This window comes from Streptomyces sp. NBC_00080 (genome assembly GCF_045041255.1).
Classification (GTDB): domain Bacteria; phylum Actinomycetota; class Actinomycetes; order Streptomycetales; family Streptomycetaceae; genus Streptomyces; species Streptomyces coriariae.
Genome location: NZ_CP108236.1, coordinates 42568 through 63051 on the forward strand (window position 1 = coordinate 42568; position 20484 = coordinate 63051).

At 68.4% G+C, this 20484-nt stretch carries 22 protein-coding genes and 3 pseudogenes; 9 read left to right on the top strand and 16 right to left on the bottom strand.

The features are described from left to right. Positions 1–154: 154 nt before the first annotated feature. Positions 155–349, top strand: a pseudogene (locus OHU34_RS43830) (hypothetical protein); the annotation flags it as partial. A gap of 191 nt (positions 350–540) precedes the next feature. Then, on the top strand, positions 541–663 hold the full coding sequence (locus tag OHU34_RS43835) for a hypothetical protein (protein WP_405772628.1): 123 nt from the start codon (positions 541–543) through the stop codon (positions 661–663). Positions 664–980: 317 nt separating this feature from the next. On the opposite strand, the gene OHU34_RS43840 is transcribed toward OHU34_RS43835, so the two are convergent. After that, positions 981–1166: a hypothetical protein gene (locus OHU34_RS43840; protein ID WP_331733199.1), complete on the bottom strand. Its 186-nt coding sequence runs from the start codon at positions 1164–1166 to the stop codon at positions 981–983. Between the two features lie 547 nt (positions 1167–1713). On the opposite strand from OHU34_RS43840, the gene OHU34_RS43845 reads away from it, so the two are divergent. The 5 genes from OHU34_RS43845 to OHU34_RS43865 all read left to right on the top strand — a co-directional run bounded on the left by OHU34_RS43845 (position 1714) and on the right by OHU34_RS43865 (position 5521). Next, on the top strand, positions 1714–2559 hold the full coding sequence (locus OHU34_RS43845) for a hypothetical protein (RefSeq protein WP_331733201.1): 846 nt from the start codon (positions 1714–1716) through the stop codon (positions 2557–2559). A 736-nt stretch (positions 2560–3295) separates the two neighbouring features. Further along, positions 3296–4177 (top strand): sigma-70 family RNA polymerase sigma factor, encoded by an 882-nt coding sequence (locus tag OHU34_RS43850; protein ID WP_331733206.1) that lies wholly within the window; start codon positions 3296–3298, stop codon positions 4175–4177. A gap of 86 nt (positions 4178–4263) precedes the next feature. Next, positions 4264–4734 (top strand): carboxymuconolactone decarboxylase family protein, encoded by a 471-nt coding sequence (locus OHU34_RS43855; RefSeq protein ID WP_331733977.1) that lies wholly within the window; start codon positions 4264–4266, stop codon positions 4732–4734. A 93-nt stretch (positions 4735–4827) separates the two neighbouring features. After that, positions 4828–5214 carry a DoxX family protein gene (locus OHU34_RS43860; protein ID WP_184916462.1) on the top strand — a complete coding sequence of 129 codons (387 nt, stop codon included), beginning with the start codon at positions 4828–4830 and terminating at the stop codon, positions 5212–5214. A gap of 205 nt (positions 5215–5419) precedes the next feature. Further along, complete coding sequence (locus OHU34_RS43865; RefSeq protein WP_331733213.1) at positions 5420–5521, top strand: ATP-dependent DNA ligase; 102 nt, start codon at positions 5420–5422, stop codon at positions 5519–5521. 162 nt (positions 5522–5683) lie between these two features. On the opposite strand, the gene OHU34_RS43870 is transcribed toward OHU34_RS43865, so the two are convergent. The 12 genes and pseudogenes from OHU34_RS43870 to OHU34_RS43925 form a co-directional block, all read right to left on the bottom strand. Beyond that, the gene (locus OHU34_RS43870; RefSeq protein WP_405772632.1) at positions 5684–7786 is read right to left on the bottom strand and encodes an ATP-binding protein; all 2103 of its coding nucleotides are present in this window, start codon (positions 7784–7786) and stop codon (positions 5684–5686) included. 80 nt (positions 7787–7866) lie between these two features. Then, the gene (locus OHU34_RS43875) at positions 7867–8112 is read right to left on the bottom strand and encodes a hypothetical protein (protein ID WP_331733219.1); all 246 of its coding nucleotides are present in this window, start codon (positions 8110–8112) and stop codon (positions 7867–7869) included. Positions 8113–8575: 463 nt separating this feature from the next. Then, positions 8576–9127: an EF-hand domain-containing protein gene (locus OHU34_RS43880; protein ID WP_331733222.1), complete on the bottom strand. Its 552-nt coding sequence runs from the start codon at positions 9125–9127 to the stop codon at positions 8576–8578. Positions 9128–9637: 510 nt separating this feature from the next. Further along, positions 9638–10117 carry a lamin tail domain-containing protein gene (locus OHU34_RS43885; protein WP_331733980.1) on the bottom strand — a complete coding sequence of 160 codons (480 nt, stop codon included), beginning with the start codon at positions 10115–10117 and terminating at the stop codon, positions 9638–9640. Between the two features lie 376 nt (positions 10118–10493). Beyond that, on the bottom strand, positions 10494–10700 hold the full coding sequence (locus OHU34_RS43890) for a DUF6417 family protein (RefSeq protein WP_331733225.1): 207 nt from the start codon (positions 10698–10700) through the stop codon (positions 10494–10496). Positions 10701–10713: 13 nt separating this feature from the next. Continuing rightward, positions 10714–10995, bottom strand: a pseudogene (locus tag OHU34_RS43895) (hypothetical protein); the annotation flags it as partial. A 7-nt stretch (positions 10996–11002) separates the two neighbouring features. Continuing rightward, positions 11003–12070 (bottom strand): annotated as a pseudogene (gene selA, locus OHU34_RS43900) (L-seryl-tRNA(Sec) selenium transferase); the annotation flags it as partial. 573 nt (positions 12071–12643) lie between these two features. Next, on the bottom strand, positions 12644–12994 hold the full coding sequence (locus OHU34_RS43905) for an NADH-quinone oxidoreductase subunit A (RefSeq protein ID WP_331733227.1): 351 nt from the start codon (positions 12992–12994) through the stop codon (positions 12644–12646). Between the two features lie 695 nt (positions 12995–13689). Then, entirely contained in the window at positions 13690–13953 is a 264-nt protein-coding gene (locus OHU34_RS43910; RefSeq protein ID WP_331733230.1) for a hypothetical protein, read from the bottom strand. A gap of 31 nt (positions 13954–13984) precedes the next feature. Beyond that, a complete protein-coding gene (locus OHU34_RS43915; protein ID WP_331733233.1) occupies positions 13985–14404 on the bottom strand; it encodes a hypothetical protein in 420 nt (139 codons plus the stop codon). Positions 14405–14430: 26 nt separating this feature from the next. Beyond that, complete coding sequence (locus OHU34_RS43920; protein WP_319666234.1) at positions 14431–14919, bottom strand: hypothetical protein; 489 nt, start codon at positions 14917–14919, stop codon at positions 14431–14433. Positions 14920–15206: 287 nt separating this feature from the next. Continuing rightward, entirely contained in the window at positions 15207–16481 is a 1275-nt protein-coding gene (locus OHU34_RS43925; protein WP_331733237.1) for a hypothetical protein, read from the bottom strand. Between the two features lie 264 nt (positions 16482–16745). Between OHU34_RS43925 and OHU34_RS43930 the strand changes: the two genes are divergently transcribed. Both OHU34_RS43930 and OHU34_RS43935 read left to right on the top strand, forming a co-directional pair. Then, positions 16746–17243, top strand: a complete 498-nt coding sequence (locus OHU34_RS43930; protein WP_331733238.1) for a hypothetical protein — start codon at positions 16746–16748, stop codon at positions 17241–17243. Between the two features lie 14 nt (positions 17244–17257). After that, the gene (locus tag OHU34_RS43935; protein ID WP_331733241.1) at positions 17258–17533 is read left to right on the top strand and encodes a hypothetical protein; all 276 of its coding nucleotides are present in this window, start codon (positions 17258–17260) and stop codon (positions 17531–17533) included. A gap of 225 nt (positions 17534–17758) precedes the next feature. Here OHU34_RS43935 and OHU34_RS43940 read toward each other — a convergent pair whose 3' ends face one another. The 3 genes from OHU34_RS43940 to OHU34_RS43950 all read right to left on the bottom strand — a co-directional run bounded on the left by OHU34_RS43940 (position 17759) and on the right by OHU34_RS43950 (position 20475). Continuing rightward, a complete protein-coding gene (locus tag OHU34_RS43940; RefSeq protein ID WP_331733244.1) occupies positions 17759–18460 on the bottom strand; it encodes a flavodoxin in 702 nt (233 codons plus the stop codon). A gap of 96 nt (positions 18461–18556) precedes the next feature. After that, positions 18557–19408 (bottom strand): aldo/keto reductase, encoded by an 852-nt coding sequence (locus OHU34_RS43945; protein ID WP_331733247.1) that lies wholly within the window; start codon positions 19406–19408, stop codon positions 18557–18559. Between the two features lie 38 nt (positions 19409–19446). Then, positions 19447–20475, bottom strand: coding sequence for a zinc-binding dehydrogenase (locus OHU34_RS43950; RefSeq protein WP_331733250.1), 1029 nt, complete (start codon positions 20473–20475; stop codon positions 19447–19449). Positions 20476–20484 lie beyond the last annotated feature (9 nt).

Sequence of the window (20484 nt, forward strand, 5' to 3'; positions counted from 1 at the left end):
GCGGGGAACTTCTGCGGTATGCCGGGCTTAGTGACGCGAGAACATGGAGATCGTTAACCAGGCCATGAAGACGCTTACATACACCCTTTGTGCCCTTGCTCTGGCGGGGGCCGCTCTGTCCGTCACCGGAGCCGCGCAGGCAGCCGACGGCCCCTCTGTCGAGTTGACCACCGAGTTCAATGGCGTGACCCTGACCGCACTCCCTCAAGAGGTCGTGGACGACGCGACTTCCACTCCCGGAACCCAAGCCGACATGACGATCACGGCCGCACGCCCGTTCAACACCCAAAACGGGCTCTACACGGCCGCCATGACCGTGCTCTTCGACGCTGTGCCCCGCGCTAACTAAACCCACGACCGAATCACTTGTGAGGTCGCGGAGGTTTCGCCTGCCTGGCAAGACCCGGCAACAACAACCACGCCCTCACAGCTGCGAGGCCCTGCCCGAACCGGGCGGGATGCCACGGCGTCGGCACCGAGTGTGAAGCAGTGCCGACGCCGTGGAGTATGCAGGGTTGGTCTGAACAACCCCGCCGTCGGGTGCAGCGCAGTCGACACGAAGAGCCCTCGCATCAAGACACCGAAGACGAGATCAACAACCTGCTCGACGGCGACCGCGACGCCGGAGGGAAGGCGGACGGCGAGTACGAGTGGCTGCGGTGATCACGGCCAGGCGTCCGGTATCGGCTTTTTGCTGCACCGCGTCCTGGCTGCCCAGTGATGAGTTAGCTGACCTCGGTCACGTCCTGCGCATAGGTCAAACCACTGACGGACATGAGGGTCTCGCCCCGGATTGACCCGAGGTCCACACCGAATGGGGATGGGGGATCTACGACCGCGGCGCTGGCGGTGGAGACCGTGAAACCGAGAGCTGCAACCGCGAGGGTGAGAGCTGCGAAGACGCGCTTTGTCTTGGTCATGCATGACCAACGACGCGGAGCTCCAGTGGCAACGCTCAGTACGGACGGCGGGGGTAGCGGTCAGGTGCTGGCGGCGGCCCTCGCCTCTTCCTGGGCAGCCCTCATGGCCTGGGCGAACTCCGGGTCACGGCGGCGGCGTTGGTAGATGGCAGTGTTGGTGACGCCGGCGGCGGCCGCTGCGGTCCTCACGGTGGTGCGGGGGATGCGGAGCCGTTCGAGGAACCGTCTGGTGACCTGCGGGGTCATGCGTCTTTGGTCGACGCTGGCGTGGGAGGCGGTTGCCTCGCTGGCGGCGGTGCAGGCTCGCGCGTATGCGGGGGCTGAGGAACATCCGTGCCGGATCGTGCGCTAAGCCCTGGCCGGTCTCGGGAGGCCGTTGACCAGGGCGGATCGTACGGCGGAGCCTTCGCGGGTCGATGTTGTCGATCTTCGGAGGGCCGTGATGGCGGTCGAGTTTCTGCAGGGAGAGGACGACCTGGCCGGGTGCTCCGACCGGGGCGAAGTCGACGGGCTGCTGGAGCTGGTACTTCCCTCCCTGCGGCGGGAAGTCGGTGAGCTGGTCACCGACCAGCGCGGCCGTCTTGGTGCTGGCCAGCTCCATCGGCGCGCCCCCGCCGGGGGCCTCTCGACGGTCGTTGTCCAGCCGTCGAGGCGTTCTGCAAGATCAAGTCGGCATGGATCAAGGCTGTGTCCAACGGATACGGCTGCAAGCTCGTCTCACCCTGGATCGCGCCGGGCATGCTCATCCCGATCTCGCTACGGCCCAAGGACGACACCCACCTGGTGGACGGTCATGGACACCTCGCACAGCTGGAGCGACGACGAGAAGTTCACCGACCACCGCTCCAAGTCCAACCCGGCCATGGCCGAGTACGAGGGCAAGCTGTACTGCGTCCACCGCGGCGACGGAGACGGCAAGCTGTGGTGGACCGTCTACGACCCGGACGACAACGGCTGGTCCACGGACACCGCCTTCCCCAACCACTACAGCCAGGACGGTCCCGCCCTGGCCGTCTTCAACGGCCACCTCTACTGCGTGCACCGCGGCGGCAGCGACGACAACCTCTGGTGGACCCGCTTCGACGGCAAAACCAAAACCTGGAGCCCCGACACCAAGCTCGGCAGCCAGAAGACCAGCCGGGGCCCGGCCCTCGCCGTTTTCAACGGCAAGCTGCACTTCGCCTACAAGGGCACCGGCAGCAACAACAACCTGTGGTGGTGCACCACCACCAACGGCACCAGCTGGAGCGACGACCAGACCTTCGGCGCCCACCGCACATACTCCAACCCCGCCCTGGCCGTCTACAAGAACACCCTCTACGCCGTCTACAAGGGCGTCGACACCACCGCCCTCTACTACGCGCGGTTCAACGGCACCAACGGCTGGCACGGCGACGAGAAGCTGCCCAACCACCACAGCAAGGAAGGCCCCGCCCTGGCCGTCTACAACAACTACCTCTACTGCGTGCACCGCGGCGGGGAAAGCCGGGGCAGCCTGTGGTGGACTCGCTTCGATGGCACCTGGCACCCGGACATCCAGCTCGCTGACCACTTCAGCAAGCAGGGACCGGCCATCGTGAACTACCGAGACCGCAACGGGACCGAAAGCCAGCTCTTCTGCGTACACCGCGGCAACTGAACCCTCACGAGACACATCCGCACGGCCGCAGACGGGCGCTGCGACCCCCGACCGTTCGTGGCCGTGCGAAAGCCGGCCGGGTGACGGCGGCGTCGACGCAATCGTCCTGCTTCCTGCGCGAATTGCGCAGGCTCGAGATACTGCATCTTCACCAGTAAGTCCGTGCCACCCACGACGCCATCGTCGGCGCCGTCACCGGACCACTCAACGAACCGAGCTCCCTCCTGCTCGGACGCTACGACACCACCGGCCAGCTGAAATACATCGGCCGCACCACCACCCTGCCCCACACCACCGCCCGCACCCTCGCCGGACACCTCACCCCAGCGGTTGGGCACCCGTGGGAGGGCTGGACGTTCTCCGCCTTCCCTGTTGGATCGACGTGTTGAAGCCGATCGAGCCGGGGTGGATTGGGTGCCGGGCTGGCGTACGTACTGGGTGCCGCAGGATCGTCGCGTGGCGCAGTTCCACGCCGAGGTCCGAGCGCGCGGCGGCACCCCGGACAGCGAACGACGTCTACGCAGACAGGTCCGCCGCCTCAAGGAACTCCGGGCAGCTGACGCCGAGGAGATCGCCCGGCTCAAAGCCGACGTCGAGGCCTTCGCTCGGCGCCCTGGACCAGGCGGCAACCGAGAACCAGCTCCTTCGCCGACAACAGGCCGCATGCCGAACGGTTACCTCGGTGCCTTCGAGCCCGTCATGGTCATGACGGAGTTCCCGCGAGGAAGGTAACGACATGACTGGATCAGGTCCGACCGACGTGCTGGCGGGAGCCTTCGAGCAGCAGCGTGAGCGCCTGGTGGCGGTCGCGCTTCGGATGCTCGGTTCGCGGGCGGAGGCCGAGGACGCGGTGCAGGAGGCGTGGATCCGGCTGGCGCGGCAGGACGCGGCGGCGATCGACAACCTGGCCGGCTGGCTGACCACCGTGGTCGGCCGGGTCTGCCTCGATGCGCTGCGGTCGCGGAAGAGGCGGGCCGTGCTGTCGTACGAGGACCGGCTGCCCGAGCTGGTGGTGACCGTGGACGACGGGGCGGCGCCCGAGGACGACGCGATGCTCGCCGAATCGGTCGGGCTGGCCCTGCTGGTGGTGCTCGACACGCTCACCCCCACGGAGCGGCTGGCGTTCGTCCTGCACGACATGTTCGCGGTGCCCTTCGCCGAGATCGGCGAGATCATCGGCCGGTCCACCGACGCGACCAAGATGCTCACGAGCCGGGCCCGCCGGAAGGTGCGGGGCACACCGCTGCCGCAGGAGGAGCCGAGGCGGCAGCGCGCGGTGGTCGACGCGTTTCTCGCCGCCGCGCGGAACGGGGACTTCGAAGGGCTCGTCCGGCTGCTCGATCCGCAGGTGACCTGGCGCACGTACCACCCACAGGGCGTGATGACCACGGTCGGGGCGGCTGAGGTGGCCGGTCCGGTCCTGCGCGGGGCCCGGTCGATGACCGCGGTGCTCCCGGTGCTGGTCAACGGCGAGCCCGGGTTCGTGTCCTGGGGTGCGAACGGCAAGGTGCTCGGCGTGGCGGCGTGCACCGTGGTCGACGACCGGATCGTCGAGCTCCTGACCGTGAGCGACCGCAAGCGTCTGGACGCCATGGGCCTGCCCGAGCGTCCCGAGTAGAACACGTCGAGCGCATGGGGTTGTTACGTCTTCGCGAAGGGCTTCGTCGTAGGGGTGCAAGCATCCGGAAGACGAAGGAGACCGCAATGGAAACCCGGATCAACCCCATGGCCAACGAGGTCGGGGCGAAGTGGGCCAGGTACATCATCTCGTCGAACACGGTCATCACCGACTCGACGCTGCCGAAGGCGGTGCAGGAACTGGTGAAGATCCGCGCCAGCCAGATCAACGGCTGCGGCGGCTGCCTCGACATGCACACCAAAGATGCGGCGGCCGCTGGCGAGAGCCAGGTGCGGATCAACCTCGTCGGGGCGTGGCGGGAGACGACCGTCTACACCGAGGCGGAGCGGGCGGCGCTGGAACTCACCGAGCAGGGCACCCGCCTCGCCGACTCCAGCGGCGTCACCGACGAGGCGTGGGCGAACGCGGCGAAGCACTTCGACGAGGACCAGATCATGGCCCTGGTGGCCCTGATCTGCGCGATCAACGCCTTCAACCGGCTGAACGTGATCACCCGGACGCCCGGCGGCGAGTACCAGCCCGGCCAGTTCGGCTGACACGGACACCCCCCAGGCGGACCCGGGACCCCGGGACGGCCCCGGGTCCGCCGCCCGCCTCCGCCACCGAAGACATCGCCAAGGACAAGACTCATGAACACCGCACTGTGGATCACCACCGGCCTGCTGACCGCCGTCTTCCTGTTCTCCGGCCTCGGGAAACTGTTCGTCCCCCGGGAGAAGATGGCTGCGATGACCGATGCCGCGCGTTGGGTCCTCGACTTCAAGCCCGGCACCCTCAAGGCCATCGGAGCACTTGAGATCCTCGGCGCAGCGGGCCTCGTCCTGCCCGCCCTACTCGGCATCGCGCCGATCCTGGTGCCGCTGGCGGCCGCCGGCCTGGCCCTGATCATGACCGGTGCCGTGATCCTGCGGGTCCGCCGCGGCGAGCCCAAAGCCGCACTGCTGGACGGGGGCTACCTCGCTCTGACGGCCTTCGTGGCGGTCGGCCGCTTCGCACTGGAACCCTTCACCGGCTGACCGGCCCGCCACGGGGCACCAATGAAACAGGTCAGGGCCTATGCGGCCACCAGCGTAGGTCGCTTCCCGCGCCGATGTTGATCAGTGCACACCACCGCCGCCTCAGAGGTCAGCTCGCGCTCAACACGGTGAACTTGACAGAGAATCCGCCGGCTGGGGCAGCCGCGAGACGCTGAACGTCACGCTGACGGAACCCGGGCTGGCGGTGGAAGTCAGCGCCGACGTCGCCCGGGACGCGGCCGGCCGCTTCCGGCATCCCGTGCGGCTGCTGCGCCTACGCGACGACCTGACACCCGGCAACAGCTGACGGGGTGCCGGAAGACTCACGTCAACGCCGAATCCCGGCCTCGGCTGCGCAAGTTCTGGACAGGCGATCCGGGACCACACCGAATCCCAGCAGTAGACGAACCGGCCCGGACGTCCGCCCTGATGCGGCAGCTAGCTCCTCCGGGATGGCCACACCTCGCCGTCACCGTTCCTGTTCACCGTCCGCTGGATCAGCTTCTTCGGGCTGGCCCTGCTGCTGTGAGAGGGCCTCGGGGATGAAGTGTGAGTAGCTCTCACGTAGGTGCTGGGTGACGCGGTCATCGGTCGCCTCGTAGTTCAGCTGCTCCTGGAAGAACCGCAGCTTCTTCTCTCCAGCGTCGAGGATCTCACCCCAGCTTTTGACCCAGACCTCATAGTTGTCCTGTACGTCGGCGAGGCCAGCGGGGCGGTCCTTCTGCCGGATGTCGCGACGAATCTTGTCCGAGCATTCGTAGGTGACGAGGTAGAAGCGCCACTTGGAGCCCACCCCGCTGTACTGAGGGTCGTCGATGATGGCCCGGGCATAGCCCTTGATCTGATCGAGTTCTTTCGGCCCGACCTTCACTGTGGGTCGCTTGAGCTCGATGACGAGGCGCTCGGTGCTGATGTCGTCCCGGCGGCTGCGGAACATCAGGATGTCGACGCGGCCGCTGCGCCCGTCCGGCTGGGTGACGGCTTCGAGTTCGTGCTCCAGGACCACGTCTTCACCAAGGTGGTCCTCCAGGTGGGCTTGGAGGACGTTGGTGAGTCCCATCTCGCTTCTGGTCATGTGCCAGTCCTCACCGAACAGCCAGAGGTTCTTGGCGACCATGGGGTGGAGCTGGTCGACCTCGCGGAGGTTCTTGCGGAGGTGTTCGTCGGCGAGGATCTTGCGCAGGGCCTGGGTGAAGTTCAGGCGGTTGGTGACAGTGGTGGCTGCGCCGATGACGTGGGTCAGGTCGGTGCTGTCGAGGAGGTTCTTCAGGTGCCGGCGGTCGTCGTCGCTGAGCGCCAGGACCTTCTCGAGAATGGTGTGGAGGTCTCCTGGGCTGCTCTCCAGTGCGGTGCGGATGAGGTTGACGGACAGGCTGCGGGCGGCCCTTTTGTTGGGCAGCGCGTGGCGGGCGGCGGTGACGACGACGTCGAAGGTCTGTCGCTCTATGGCGAACGTGCCGGTCGCCGGTTGGTCGTCGTAGGGGTAGATGCCTTCGGTCTTCAGCTGCCGCACGACCTCTGCCGAGATCTGCGCACCGCGAACTGCCAGGTGCTTCTGGACAGCCTTCACGGCCGCGTCCAGGAGCCCGGAGTGGGACATGGTCAGGCCATGCAGGTCATCGACGGACAGGCCGTTGAACAGGTTGGCGCGCAGGTACGGGGTGAAGCTGATGATGCCGTCGGACCAGTCGCTGCCGTGCTCGCCGAGGGCGATGCCGTCGGCGTTGCAGATGAGCATCCTGCGGTCGCTCATCCGCTTGTTCCACTCGACAAAGGTCACGACCGGGGGCGGGTCCTCGTCGGCGTACTCCTCCGGCAGCTCCAGCTTCAGGTCGACGGGTTCGCCCACCATGATGTCGCTGGGGTCGAGCCGTTTGCCGTCGAACGTGACGCGCACGTGCGGGTAGGCCAGGAGATAGAACGCCAGCTTTGCGGTGAGGTTCGCGGCGGCGTCGTCGCGCTCCAGGCTGCTCAGGGGCTTGCCCTGGGGAACAGAGATACGGACTGTCGTGCCGGGCTTGTCCCGGGTCGGCTCTGTCTCCTCAACCTGCCAGATGGTGGCGTGGTCAGCGTCGCCGCGGATCCGGACCCCGACCAACTCGTCGCCAAAGTCATTGGACTCCCAAGCAGCGGACTCCCAGGTGAGCTGGTCGCCCAGGGCGAAGGCGAAGAGACGGCCTTCACCGTTGCGGCCGTGCAGGATGCGCACCCCGCCCTCGGTATGTGTTCTGGTCGTCTTCCAGGTGGTGCCGTATGCCTGGAAGGCGTTGCGCGCCCGCTCGGGTGTCATGCCATGACCATTGTCGGTCACCACGACGTCGGTGATCGCCGTCATGCTGGAGCGCCGCAGTTCGACATCGACCTCGGAGGCGTTGGCGTCCAGGGCGTTCCACACCAGCTCAGCGATGGCCGTGATCTGGGGCTTCCTTTTGAACTGGAGAATCTTGCGCTCGCCGACCGAGAGCTCGAACTCCGTCAGCGGCGGTCCGCTCTGCGCCGGTAGTTCGGCGCTGACCACGCCCGCGCCAACTCCCGTTCGAGCAGCGCCTTCTGTGTTGTGATCCCCAGACATGCGGTGACCGTACCGGTTGCGCACAGTTCGGTACACAACGCCTTGCGTAAGGCGGGAGGCCGACGCGCAGGCAGAAGGCCTCAGCCGGTATCCACGCGCAGCGCCGCCGCTGTCCGCTCACAGGCCCGGGCGATCTGCTCGCGGAAAGGGTAGATCCAGGGATTGGTCATGTCGGCCCGCAGGGCCGCGAGCGCTTCTAGCCACTCCACTGCATCCTCGGGCAGGGTGTAGGCCTCTCCGCTCAGGCGCTGCGCCGGCCGGAGCCGAGCAGGGTGCTCCTGGAGGACGACCGTACGCACTTCGGTGCGCTCCACGATCTCCCGCACCGGCTCGCTGCTCTGCCCGCCGTCGTCTACGGGGCGCCCGGCACGCGCCTGGGCTGTACGTAGCTCCCAGGCCCGTCGGCGCCGTCACCGGCCCGCTCAGCACACCGAGCTCCCTTCTGCTCGGACGCTACGACACCACCGGCCAGCTGAAATACATCGGCCGCACCACCACCCTGCCCCAGACCACCGCCCGCACCCTCGCCGGACACCTCACCCCAGCGGTTGGGCACCCGTGGGAGGGCTGGATGACTTCATGGGTTGCGGCAGCGGTTGTTCATGGGGCCAGGAGGCGCGCACTGGGGACTTGTTCGATGTTCACAAGAAGCGGCAGCACCCCGCCAGATCGCGTCGGCGAACCTGTGGCGCTCAAGGCGATGCTCCGCCGTCTGCGTACGACGGCGGAGCATGAGGTGGGTCAGCCGGTCCTGCTGCTGGTGCAGGCGCCCGCCTGGAAGCAGGTGGGTCAGGCGTTGCCGAAGAACAGGCTGCCCGGAGCGTCGGCGTTGCCCGAGAGGTAGTACTCGCGGACCGCGCGGACGAACTCCATACGCGAGATGGAACCGTCCCCGTCGCTGTCCAGCTGGGCGAACACGTCCATCGCGTCGGGCGCGTCGCTGTGCCATACGTCCTTCAGGAAGCGCACGAACTCGTCCTTGTTGATCTCGTTGTCCTGGTTCACGTCGATGACGTCGAAGATGACGTGGCCGGCGCCATCGGCGAGGTTGAGCCGGCTGGTGTCGATGGACGCGAGGCGGCCGGCCGTGACGTACTCGGCCTTGGTCAGCTTGTCCCCCTGCACGCCTGCATGCCGCAGCAGCTCCAGCCACTGCGTCTGCAAGAACGCCTGGAGCGCCCTGGCCCGGCGGTCGTTCTTCTGGAGCTTGTATGCCGTGATGTACCGCTCGGCGAGCTTCTGGTGGTCCGCCCAGTCCAGGTAGCCGTCCTGGTCGGCATCCAGGATGTCGAACGTGCGCTCAAGCTTGGCGGTGATGGCGTCCTGCACCGTGGTGGTCATGGGGCGAGTCCTTCCGTGATCTTGTCTCGGGACCGCCAGCATGGCGCAAACCGTCCGAAAGATGCGTCGAACACCGCATATAGCACCCGATTTGGTGATCGCTTTCGAGCCGCTGCACAGTGCGTGCCACAAGCGGCTGAGGCGAGTCGGTCCGACACCCCGCTCTCGCAACCCGCACCGAACCAAGGCGGCACGCGCGCGGGCTCAGCGCCCGGCCCTGCTGTCCGCTCCCATGAACTTTTCGAATTCCTTGCCGGCGCCGACCGCCTCCCGAAGAGACGTACAACTGCTGCTCGTTCTCGTGAACCGAGCCACCCGGCCGAACGCGACGCCCTGACCCACCTCGCGGAAGTCTGCCCAGACGCCACCGTCACCTACGAGCAGGTACCGCAGTGACCGCGGCCAGCGCATGACGCCGGGCGGGGTGCCCTCCCTTGGAAAGGAGGGCACCCCGCCCGGGTGCCAGGTCTGCCGCAGCCGCCGTACGGCATCCACCCACAGGAGGGTGGATCAGTGGTGGCCTCCGCGGCGGTGGCCCCAGGACTGGTCGTCGACGAAGCGGCCGTGGTCGTTGCGCAGGGTGGCGGTGTCGTGGTCGTTGTTCCACACGTAGGCGCGGCGGTCCTGGTAGAGGTCGGTGCGGGTGTCGCGGCCTTCACCGGTGTGGATGCGGACCGTGGCGCGGCCGGCCAGGCGGTAGTGAGCAAAGGTGTACTTGTGGCCGGACTCGTCCCTCAGGGTCCAGCCGTCCAGGTTGACCGCGTTGCGGGTGGTGTTGGTCAGTTCCACCCACTCGCTGTTCAGCGACCGGTTGGAGCGGTTGTCGCGTCCCGGGGAGTCGTACTGCACCTTCGAGATCTCCACCGCCGGGCGGCTGGGACGGGCGTGGTCGGCCGCGGTGGCCGGCAGCGCCGCCACCGAGACCAGAGCACCAGCGGCAAGTGCTGCGGCGGCCAGACGGCGGGCGGTGACAGAAGCGGAAGCGGACAAGGGAGTCCCCCAGATGGTGCGGGCACCCCTTCCGGCAGCGGCCTCGGCCGCCGTGGAAGTCGGTGCGGTGTGCGGGTGGCGGCCGGACCGGCCGCGCACCCACACTCTGTCCGCCCCGTGCAGGAGTTTGGGCAGAAACATGGGCTGTGTTACCCATTGCCCATGTTTCTGTGACTCTCAGATGCATCGCCCATTTATGCCATCGGCGTCATGTTGACGGCTGAAGGGATCTCACAGCCCTTGCAGCAGCTGGTTTTCCCCGGAGTTTGCCAGCCTGGCCCGGGGCGGGCCGTCACCCGAAAGTGAGTAACAGCGTGCGGCCTCACGACAGCCGGGCATGGGGTCAGAATCTGTGCCGGCCGCGACCAGCACCTCGTCAGCTCTTCGACGGGATGCGCGCGCCGATCTCGCGCGCCAGGCGGTCCGCGTCCTGCGCGGCCGCCCCGCCCTCCTCGGCGGCTGTGCGCAGCACCCTGATCAGCTCGTACGTCTCATCCAGCGTCAGCAGGCGCAACCGCTCGATGTCGTGCTCCATGGGCGCGAAGTCGATCTCATCGAGGTCAAGGTGTTCGTAGCCGTCCATGATCAGGGCAACGTCACAGACCGTCGGCAGGACACGGCAGGACAACCCCCTGCAGCCCCGGCCTGCAGTAGCCCGCCAATTCCCGGGCCGCTCGGTGCGGCGCCGCGCCTGGACGACCGCCGTTCCGGAGCATGTGCAGCACCGCCCGTTCGACGGGTTCGTGAGTGGCGGGGACGCCGCACGAGCCCTCGTCGCCGAGGCGGGGCAGCGCGTCGGCTACCGTCACGCCCTCCTCGTACAACTCAATCATCCGCGGGTTGATGTAGGAGGCGCGGCAGACTGCGGGCGTGAGGCCCGCGGCGAGGACCAGGAGGAGTTCGAACGTCACCGGCCCACTCCCCCACCGGCTTCTTGTCGACCCGGAGCGCGCGGGCGAGCGGATGACGGGCCATGGTGCGGACGAGGTCCTCTCGCCCCAGGACGAGTCCGCACTGGGGTCCGCCCAGCAGCTTGTCCCCGCTGGCGGTGACGAGCGCGGCGCCGGCTTCCAGCTGGGTCCGCGCGTCCGGTTCCTCGGGCAGCCTGGGGTGGGGGGTCGGCAGACCCGACCCGATGTCGACGACCACCGGGACACCGAGCGGCGCCAGTTCAGCGACCTCGGCGGCGCGGGTGAATCCCGTGATGCGGAAGTTGGAGGGGTGCACCTTGAGGACGAAGGCCGTCTCGGGACCGATGGCCCTGGCGTAGTCCTCCGCGGTCGTGCGGTTGGTCGTGCCCACCTCGCGCAGCCGGGCCCCGGTGCAGACCAGAAGGTCCGGCAGCCGGAAGCCGTCCCCGATCTCCACCATCTCCCCACGGCTGACCACGATCTCCCTGCCGGCGGCCAGCGCGGTCGCGGCCAGGACCAGCGCGGCCGCTCCGTTGTTGACGACGTGCACCGCGGCAGCGGCCGGCACCCGGGCTCGGAGCGCCGCCAGCGCGGTACGGCCACGGCGGGCCCGTACCCCGGTCTCCAGATCGAGTTCGACGTCGGTGGGACCGGCGGCGTCCTGTACCGCCCGTCGCGCGGCGGCGGACAGCGGCGCCCGGCCGAGATTGGTGTGGAGGAGCACCCCTGTCGCGTTGATCACCGGTTGCAGGCCGCTCGCCGAGCGCGGCAGAAGCGCGATCGCCGCATCCATCACCTCTTCCGGCTGCACGCCTCCCTCCCTCGCCTGTCGTTGCGCACGGCGGACAGCCGACTTGACCTGCTCCGACCCGAGCAGGGCCGCCGCGTCCAGGAGACGGGGGTCACGCAACAGCGCGTCGGTACGGGGAATCCGTCGACGCACGTCCGGCACGGCGCTCACCTCTTCACGGGCCCCGGCAGCACCGCCGACACCCCCGCCCGCGCTCCCGCCGCTCCGCTCGGTCGTACCCCGCTGTCCCACGCGTTCCCTCCGCTCCGACCCCGGCTCGTCGCTGTCCGGGAACATGCATCGTTCCCCCAGTGCCCCCGCCGGGTTCCGAGACACGCCGGGCGGACGCCGGAGGTACGAGACCGCATCGGCGACCCCGGAGCGTGGCGATCTCGAACCGGTCGGTACGTCCTCGGGCCCGGGCCTCTGCCGCGGGAGTGCCGGCAGGCAGTTCTCTCCCGCCGAACACTGGTAGGGACAGCCCGGTCCGCGGACGGCCATGGGGGGCGTCGGCGCACTGACGGGCGGACGAGCTCAGGCAGGCGCGGCCGGCATCGAGCAACGAGGGCACCTCATCAGCCGTCGTCGCCCGCACGCGTGCACGCGGCTGCGGCATGTCCTGCCACAGCCGCTCCAGTGCCGACCGCAGCCGCGAGCAGTCAGGACCCGCGACGACCATCAAGTCGGCCCCGGCAGGCGTGGAGGCCAGCGGCCAGCCCCGCGACCGCAACTCGGTCTCGGCGGCCAGCCGCACCGCCGTCCCGCCCGGTGAGGTCACCAGCAGCACGCGCGGCCGGGCCGCAGCAGCACGCGTCAAGACGGCTGTCAGGCCCATCGCAGCGCCCCCTCCCGCCACGCGTGGACGACGCCGGTGAGCAGGACGGCGAGGAAGACAAACATCTCGATCACCGCACTGGGGCCCATCACGGAGATCACCAGCGTCCACGGATACATGAAGACCATTTCCATGTCGAAAGCGAGGAAGAGCATCGTCACCGTGTACCAGCGCACATGGAACCGACTCACCGCGTGCTCGACGGGCTCCAGACCGCAATGGAACGGCTGCGCGGCCAGGGGGGCTTGCGAGATCCGGAGCGCCCAGGCAGCCCCGTATACGCCGGCGACAGCCAACACGGCCACGCCCAGCAGGGACAGCACAGCGGTGAAACCACTCACCGGCTCTCACCAGCCATGACGGCACTTGCCACGTGTGACGTAGCGGACCCCGCCGAAGTGCCGCTCTGCGCGTCCGACCGGGCCGCCCATCGGCCGCCGCCACCCGGCTCCTCCCCACATGCCATCTTCGGCCGCTCCCTTCGCTCCACACCGATCCGCCGCGTACCCCCAGGGGGCATGAGCAATCCACAGGACCACGCGGCAGCAGTAGTCGGCACCCATCTGGCCGCCTCCCCTGCGATCCGTCCGAGCATCACGGCTGCGGCGTACGATGCGGGTCCGCCGCGCAGGAGGGCTGATGGACCACCCCCCGAAGGGTGAGGCCGGTCTGCTCCCGGGGCGCCGGACCACCGCCCCGAGAGCGCAGCCGGAACTCAGGTCCCGGAACGCTGGTTTTCCTGCCGGATGACCTTGAGGCGACGCCGCCCGGTACCGGGCACCCGAACAGCGAAGAAGTGCAGTGCCCGGCGAAGGCCACGCCCTACGTCCGCGACCGTGTCGGAGGCGGAGTACACCGCGAGTGCGATCAGGACACGGCTAGGGACGGCGTCTGGGGAACTCGTCCGGTCAGGGTCCGGGGACGGACGCCGGCCCCTCACGTGCGGCCTGTCAAGATCCTTAACAGCCGCTCCACCCCGAAACGCCAGTGGGGCTCCCCGCCCACAAGAACGGGGAGCCCCACCTGTCTGCGCCGGTCAACCGGCCATGGCCGCCATGACCAGCGCAATAGCCGCACCGCACAGCAGCACCGCAAGCGGCCATGCCAGTCGGCCGCGCCCGGTACGCCTGCGCCATAGCACCAGCCACAGCGCACACGCCGCTACGAACACGACCGTGACACCGCTCAGCTCGCCCTCCCTCCACGCCACCCGCACAGCGTCCGGGTCAGCGCCCCATACAAGGAGCGCAACGAGGACGCCCACGGTCAGCGCACACACCGCTTCCAGCAGCCTGCTCATGCGGCCCTTCTTCTCCGGAATGTCCCTCAGGTTACTGCGCGGGCGGAACGGACGGCTCGACCTCGATGGTCTCCGTCTTGCGGCCTTCTGCGTCCGTGCTCGTGGACCGCTTCTCCCCGGCCCGGGGGCCAGCCAGGGGCGCCTGGGGCGCTCCGGGCTCCGCTAACTTGACGCGCGTCTCGACCATGAGGGGGTTGCCGTTTTCGTCCTTGACGACCTTGCCGTCCGGCCCCATCAGCGGCATCTCTTCGGGCATCTTGGACTCGTCCACCGTGCCGTCAGGGTTGACCCACTCCGGGGTCGGCGGAGCCGGCGGCACCGCGGCCTTCTCGCTCTGCCCGCTGTCGGCGGAGCGGGGCGACTCGTCGGCGGAGGCGTTCACTGCCAGGGTGCCCAGCAGCAGCACGCCGGCCGCCGCTGTCACAGCGAGGGATACACGGGTCTTCTTCATGTGCGGTGTCTCCAGTTTCTTGCAGGTTAGTTCTCGATGATGTGCTGTCCGGACCAGATGGGGACGTTGCCCCCGTACCAGGTGCCGCCGTAGTAGACGTTGCTCCCGGCCTTGGTCGCGTAGTAGCCCCAACCGCAGGGCGACACGACCCCGAAGTCGTAGTTGAGTTCCATCCTGGAGGTCTCGGTGGTGTTGGCGTAGCCGCTCCAGGTGCCATCGGGGTTCTGGGTGCCCATGAGCTGCCGGCACACGCCCCACTGGGTGCCGTCCCAGTAGAAGTACTGAAAAGCGGCCTTAAGGTTGCCCGGGGGCCGGTTCCAGACCAGGATGCACGCCTGGGAGAAGGGAATGCCGGAGGAGGCCAGCCCGTAGGCCCTGGCGTAGCCGCCTCCGCTGCCGTGGGAGACCTCCGAGTAGGTGTACTCGCACTTGGAGGAGTCGCTGTTGGACCAGACCTCGTCGGACTGGTACACGTAGTGCGCCTGGGCGGCGGTGGCGGTGGTGAACACCAGCATCAGGGATGCGCCGAAGGCGAGCAGGGCGCCGAGCGGCCGGGTTAATCGGCGTCTTGCCCGTGGCGCGGGGTGTCGGGTGGATTTCACATGGATCCTTTTCTCTAGTTCGTGCACGGCTAGTGCGGGCCGCTAGTGCAGGCCCGCACACGCGTCTGACCCTATGTCATGCCCACGCCCGACTGGGATATTTGTTTGATTTCGGGGGTGTGGACGGGGGAGACGACCGTGCTATCCAGCCGGGCGTTGTGGTGGTCCCGCAGGGCGGTTTGATCTGGCCCCACTGGGGCTCAGTGAGGAACAGGGCCGGCGCGGTGGGGGTGGGCAGCGTGGATGTACTTCATGGCGGTGGTGATGGAGATTCCGAAGACACGGACGAGATGGACGGGATCTTCGGTCTCGCGGGCCTCATCAAGGATTCTGTCGGCGCGAACTGCGCGCAGAGTCAGACCGGCGGGATCGAAGCGCCTGTAGACGTAGTCCGCGGAGACAGGATCGGTCGCGTTGGCGGTCTGTTGAGTGACCAGAAGGTGCGCGTTGACGGTGCGTGGCCAGCGCTGATGGCGGTAGCGGAGCCAAGCGTGCAGTAGGTCAGCTGTGGTGTTGTCGAGGTGGACGACGTGACGGCCGTGGGGGCGGCGGATCAGAAGTTGCCGGCGGGTGAGCAGCACGTCGGAGAGGACGAGGTTGCGCAGGTCGGTGCCGCTGGTTGCGTGGAGGGCGACCAAGGCGAGAACCAGACGGGTAGCCGCGTTGGTGCTGGTCTCCAAGAGCCCGGCCAGCCGGTCAGGGGCCAGAGTTGTGGGCAACAGTTCCTGCCGGGTTATGCGAACGCCGCGGGTGGGGTCGGCGAAGACGAGCTTGGTGTGTTTCAGGGCTCGAAAGAGCGACCGGATCGCCACAGCGCGCTCGTGGGCGCGTGGGCCTTTGACCGCGGTGACAGCGGCTGTGACGTCAGCCTCCGTCACCTGGCGCAAGGTGGTGTAGCGGGTGGTCCAGTCAGCGAGTGGCGCGGCCAGGTAGATGAGGTAGCGGCGCATAGTGGCGTAGTCGGTAACGCGGTGGTGGGGCCTGCTGGTGCCACGCAAGACCCCGACCCACGTGCCGAGTTCGTCGCTGATTCGTGGAGGGAAGGCAGCGATGGTGCGCTGGACGAAAGCCTCGTGGCGGTTGCGCCGCGGCGGCGAGGTGACGAGCTGTTCGCGTTGGTCCAGGAAGGCGAGAAGCCCGCGAATGCGCCCCGTGCCACCGAACACGCGGTGCATTGCCCGGAGCTCATCCTCGCGGAAGACGGTGTCGGCGCCCAACCAGGTGGCGGCCACTCGTAGGACCCGAGCCATCGGCTCGTGGACTTTCTGGTGCCAGTGGTTCTCGGAGGTGTATTGGGCGAAGTCCGCCAGCAGGGCCTTCACCGGCGGTAGCGGGGCCGGCAGCAGGGCTCCGGCCAGCGGGCGCCAGTCCCGCTCGATCTCGAAGATCGTCGCCTGACCTACAAGTACGGCTGGCGGACTGAGCTCTGGGCGATTCGCGCGGAGCTCGCGACGGGCCGCGCTGCCGTTCGCCAAGGACGCCAAGGACGGTCCGGCGAATCGTAGTTGTCGCCAGGTAGAGGCGTCGGTGTCAGGACCCAGGCGAAGGCGCTGTCGAGTGCAGTCGCGGCATCGACCGTTCCGAAGAGGAAGCGGCCCGGCGCCACACCGACCACAGCATCCTCGCTGGTCAGCGTAGACACGACGCCAGCTTCTACAGGCGTCGCACACTTGGTTTCGGCCCCACGAAAGGCAGTGATCACAACTTCGTGGTTGAGATTGGGGGAGGGCCCGTTGGGCGTGCGGCAGCAGGACGACCTCGCGGTCCAGGTCAGGGGCGAGCCAGCCAGCCTTGTTCAGGACCCGGGTGACTCCGACGGGCCGGTGAGGCAGGGCGTCAAGGATCGCGGCGTCAACCACGTCCTGGCCGGCCGCGTCGCGCGCCGCCAGCGCAAGGGCCAACATGTTCATGGCACTGACGCGCCAGGCACGCCCGAGGCAGTGCTCGGCCTGCACCTGACCGACCAGCGGTTTGAGTTGGATCAGATCGTCTTGGAATCGGCTGCGAATCGCGACGGCATGGCGCTCCAGCAGCCGGTACGGCGCAGGGAACAGGGCCACCTGTCCACGCACTGCCGGCGGACAGATCCGCTCGTCGTCCACGACGAGGGCGGGGCGCTTGAGGACTCTGTCATGACCGCCCGGACATTCCTCTACCGCCACCGTGATCTGCTCGACACGCTCCACGCCGCCGCCCGCGAACCGTCTGCGTCCCATACGGGGCGGGCCCCGCAGTAACCCGGGCATCCCTCATGGCCGACCTCGCCAATGCCAACGCACGCAACATCCGCCTGGCCGCCCGAGTCGGTCAGCTCGAAGCTCGCCTGTCCAAGGCCCTGGGACAGGCGGCCTGGCATGCCTCCGGCATGGCGGCGCCGACAGATGTTACTGAACTACAGGAGCGCCTCACGTATCTCGAGCAGCACGCCGTTGACCTGGCTCGGGCCTTGGAGGAACGCCAGGACGAGTTGGAGGCCGCACGGGCAGCCAACCGGGATCTGACCCGTGCCCTCAACCACCGGGGCTGACCGTCGTCCAATGACATGCCGTGCTTGCCGGGTGGAGCAGGAGCGCGAGGTCTTGAACGCACGGGTAGAACTCACCGGCCTCGGCTGCGTTACGCGAACCTCGACCCATGAGTCGCTGGAGCTTCGGCCTATGGAGCTCGGCCGGCTGGCGGACCTGCGCCTGCCGTGTCGCCCGGCGGCTAGCGACGCGGACTCGGCCGGCTCTGGCGTGCTCGGTGAGAGCGGTCACCGGGTGGACAACCCGGCGCGTCGCAGCCACGCCTTGATGTTGATGTCAGCGTCTTCGACTTCCTCGCCGCGTATCGCGAGCCCTTCGGCGATGCTCGCTCCGGCGCAGGAGGCGGCGTAGTCGCGTTCGGTGGTGCCCAGGCCGCTCATGGCGTAGGTGGTGACCGGATGGATGGTCTTGCCGCGGAAATCGAGGGCTTCGGTGAACGTCGTCATGATCATAGGTGCCCGGACGTTCCAGATAGGGCTGGCCAGGAGGATCGTGTCGTAGCCGTCGAGGAAGGGCAGGCGGCCTTCGACGGCCGGTCGGGCGTCGGTCTCCTGCTCCCGGACGTTGCGCTCAACGGTCGCGTCGTAGTCGTGCGGGTAGGGGTCGGCGGCCTGGATGCGGTAGGTGTCGCAGGCGATGCGGTCGGCGAGCTTGTTGGCGAGTACTTCGGTGTTGCCGACCTTCAGGTCGGTGCGGCCGCCGAAGTAGTAGTTCTCGCCCGCGCGGGAGAAGTAGGCCAGCAGGACTCGTTTCACGTTGCTTCCGCTCGTCGTGGCGCACTGGGAGGCGGTGGGGGTACCGGACCGCGGTGAGGACGGTGAGCAGCCCGCGAGGTGGGTCGCGCTCAAAGCGGCGGTTGCGGTCAGCAGCGCGCCGCGCAGAACGGTGCGCCGGCCCGGCAGGGCTCCGTGGTGCTGCGGCGGGATCATGGTGGGTGGCTCCCGGTGAACCGTGGAAGCCGGGCGGGCGCCCCGGGCATTCGCCTTGAGGGCACCCGCGGCGGCTGGGGGCAGTGGGTGAGGCGTTCAGCTGTCCAGACGACGCCCCGCGAGCCACTTGACCATCTCGGGGTCGTGGTGGTCGAAGAACAGGGAGCTGCCGGTGTCGAGGGTGGCGATCTGGGCCATCTGCTCGTCGGTGAGCTCGAAGTCGAAGACGTCGATGTTCTCGGCCATGCGCTCGGCGCGGACGGACTTGGGGATAGCGATCACGCCGCGCTGGGTGAGCCAGCGCAGCACGACCTGGGCGACCGACTTGCCGTACTCCTTGCCGATCTCGGCGAGCAGCGGGTTGGTGAACAGGTCGTTCTTGCCTTCGGCGAAGCCGCCCCAGGACTGGATCTGCACGCCATGCTCGCGCATGAGGCCCTGGTAGTCGGCGCGCTGGAAGAAGGGGTGGGTCTCGATCTGGTTGACCTGCGGGGTGATCTCGTTGTTGATGATCAGGTCGATCAACCGGTCGGGGTAGAAGTTGGCGACACCGATCGCCTTCGCGAGGCCCTCGCGGTTGAGGGCCTCCATGGCGCGCCACTGGCCGTAGACGTCGCCGAAGGGCTGGTGCATCAGGTACAGGTCGAGGTGGTCCAGGCCCAGCTTGGTCAGGGACGTCTCGAACGCGCGCCGAGTGTTGTCCTGGGCGGGGGCGTCCTGGACCCACAGCTTGGTGGTGACGAACAGCTCCTCGCGCGGGATGCCGCTGGACTTGATGGCGCGGCCGACGGCTTCCTCGTTGCCGTAGGCGGCGGCGGTGTCCAGCAGGCGGTAGCCGGCGGCCAGGGCCTCGGAGACGGCGCGCTCGGTGTCCTGGGCGGGGATCTGGTAGACGCCGAAGCCGAGGAGCGGCATGTCGACGCCGTTGTTCAAGGTCACGTGCTGCATGGGGGAAGTCCTTCGCTGTTCGTTGGGACGGCGGGTGGTCAGGGGCGGATGAGGGCCTTGAGGACCTGGCGGTCGGCCATGGCCCGGTAGGCGTCCGGGGCCTGGTCGAGGGTGAATTCCTGGTCGAAGACGCGGCCGGGGGTGATGGTGCCGTCCAGGACGTCGGGCAGCAGCTGTTCGATGTAGGCGCGGGCGGGGCTGGCGCCGCCGGTCAGGGTGATGTTGCGCATGAACTCGGCCGGGCCGATCGGTCCCTGCTCGTACTGGGGGACGCCCAGGCGGCTGATGGTGCCGCCGTCCAGGACCGCCCCGAGCGCGGTGTCGAGGGCCTGGCGGGTGCCCACGGCCTCGATGGCCTTGTCCACGCCACCGGTCAGCTCGCGGATGCGGGCGATGCCCTCCTCGCCGCGCTCGGCGACCACGTCCGTGGCACCGAACTCACGGCCCAGGCCGGTGCGGGCCTCGTGGCGGCCGGCGAGCACGATCTGCTCGGCACCCAGCCGCTTGGCGGCGATCACCGCGCACAGGCCGACCGCGCCGTCCCCGACCACCAGCACCGCATCACCGCGGCCGACGCCTGCGGTGACGGCGCCGTGGTGGCCGGTGGTCATTACATCGGAGAGCGCGAGCAGCGACGGCAGCATCGCGGAGTCGGCGGCCACCGGCAGCTTCACCAGGGTGCCGTCCGCGTACGGGACACGGACGGCTTCGCCCTGCCCGCCGTCCACGCCGTCGAAGCCATACCGGCCGCCGTGGCGGCACGAGATGTGCAGGCCCTTGGCGCAGTAGTCGCAGGTGTTGTCGCTGTAGGTGAACGGGGCGACGACCAGATCACCGGCATTCAGGCCGGTCACGTGCGCGCCGGTCTCCTCGATGACGCCGAGGAACTCGTGGCCCATGGGGCGGCCGGTGCCGGTGGCGGGCATCGACGCATAAGGCCACAGGTCGCTGCCGCACACACAGGACGCGACGACGCGAACCACGGCGTCGGCCGGCTGGGCGATCTTCGGGTCGGGCCGGTCCTCGACGCGGACGTCTCCGGCTCCGTACATCACTGCTGCACGCATGAAAGGTGT

Coding starts and splice junctions, on each gene's coding strand:
- OHU34_RS43880 (WP_331733222.1), bottom strand. CDS start 9,127: ATGACCACCACGGTGCAGGACGCCATCACCGCCAAGCTTGAGCGCACG.
- OHU34_RS43915 (WP_331733233.1), bottom strand. CDS start 14,404: ATGAAGAAGACCCGTGTATCCCTCGCTGTGACAGCGGCGGCCGGCGTG.
- OHU34_RS43890 (WP_331733225.1), bottom strand. CDS start 10,700: ATGGACGGCTACGAACACCTTGACCTCGATGAGATCGACTTCGCGCCC.
- OHU34_RS43940 (WP_331733244.1), bottom strand. CDS start 18,460: ATGATCCCGCCGCAGCACCACGGAGCCCTGCCGGGCCGGCGCACCGTT.
- OHU34_RS43950 (WP_331733250.1), bottom strand. CDS start 20,475: ATGCGTGCAGCAGTGATGTACGGAGCCGGAGACGTCCGCGTCGAGGAC.
- OHU34_RS43840 (WP_331733199.1), bottom strand. CDS start 1,166: ATGACCCCGCAGGTCACCAGACGGTTCCTCGAACGGCTCCGCATCCCC.
- OHU34_RS43855 (WP_331733977.1), top strand. CDS start 4,264: ATGGAAACCCGGATCAACCCCATGGCCAACGAGGTCGGGGCGAAGTGG.
- OHU34_RS43910 (WP_331733230.1), bottom strand. CDS start 13,953: ATGAGCAGGCTGCTGGAAGCGGTGTGTGCGCTGACCGTGGGCGTCCTC.
- OHU34_RS43870 (WP_405772632.1), bottom strand. CDS start 7,786: ATGTCTGGGGATCACAACACAGAAGGCGCTGCTCGAACGGGAGTTGGC.
- OHU34_RS43850 (WP_331733206.1), top strand. CDS start 3,296: ATGACTGGATCAGGTCCGACCGACGTGCTGGCGGGAGCCTTCGAGCAG.
- OHU34_RS43845 (WP_331733201.1), top strand. CDS start 1,714: ATGGACACCTCGCACAGCTGGAGCGACGACGAGAAGTTCACCGACCAC.
- OHU34_RS43860 (WP_184916462.1), top strand. CDS start 4,828: ATGAACACCGCACTGTGGATCACCACCGGCCTGCTGACCGCCGTCTTC.
- OHU34_RS43945 (WP_331733247.1), bottom strand. CDS start 19,408: ATGCAGCACGTGACCTTGAACAACGGCGTCGACATGCCGCTCCTCGGC.
- OHU34_RS43935 (WP_331733241.1), top strand. CDS start 17,258: ATGGCCGACCTCGCCAATGCCAACGCACGCAACATCCGCCTGGCCGCC.
- OHU34_RS43920 (WP_319666234.1), bottom strand. CDS start 14,919: ATGCTGGTGTTCACCACCGCCACCGCCGCCCAGGCGCACTACGTGTAC.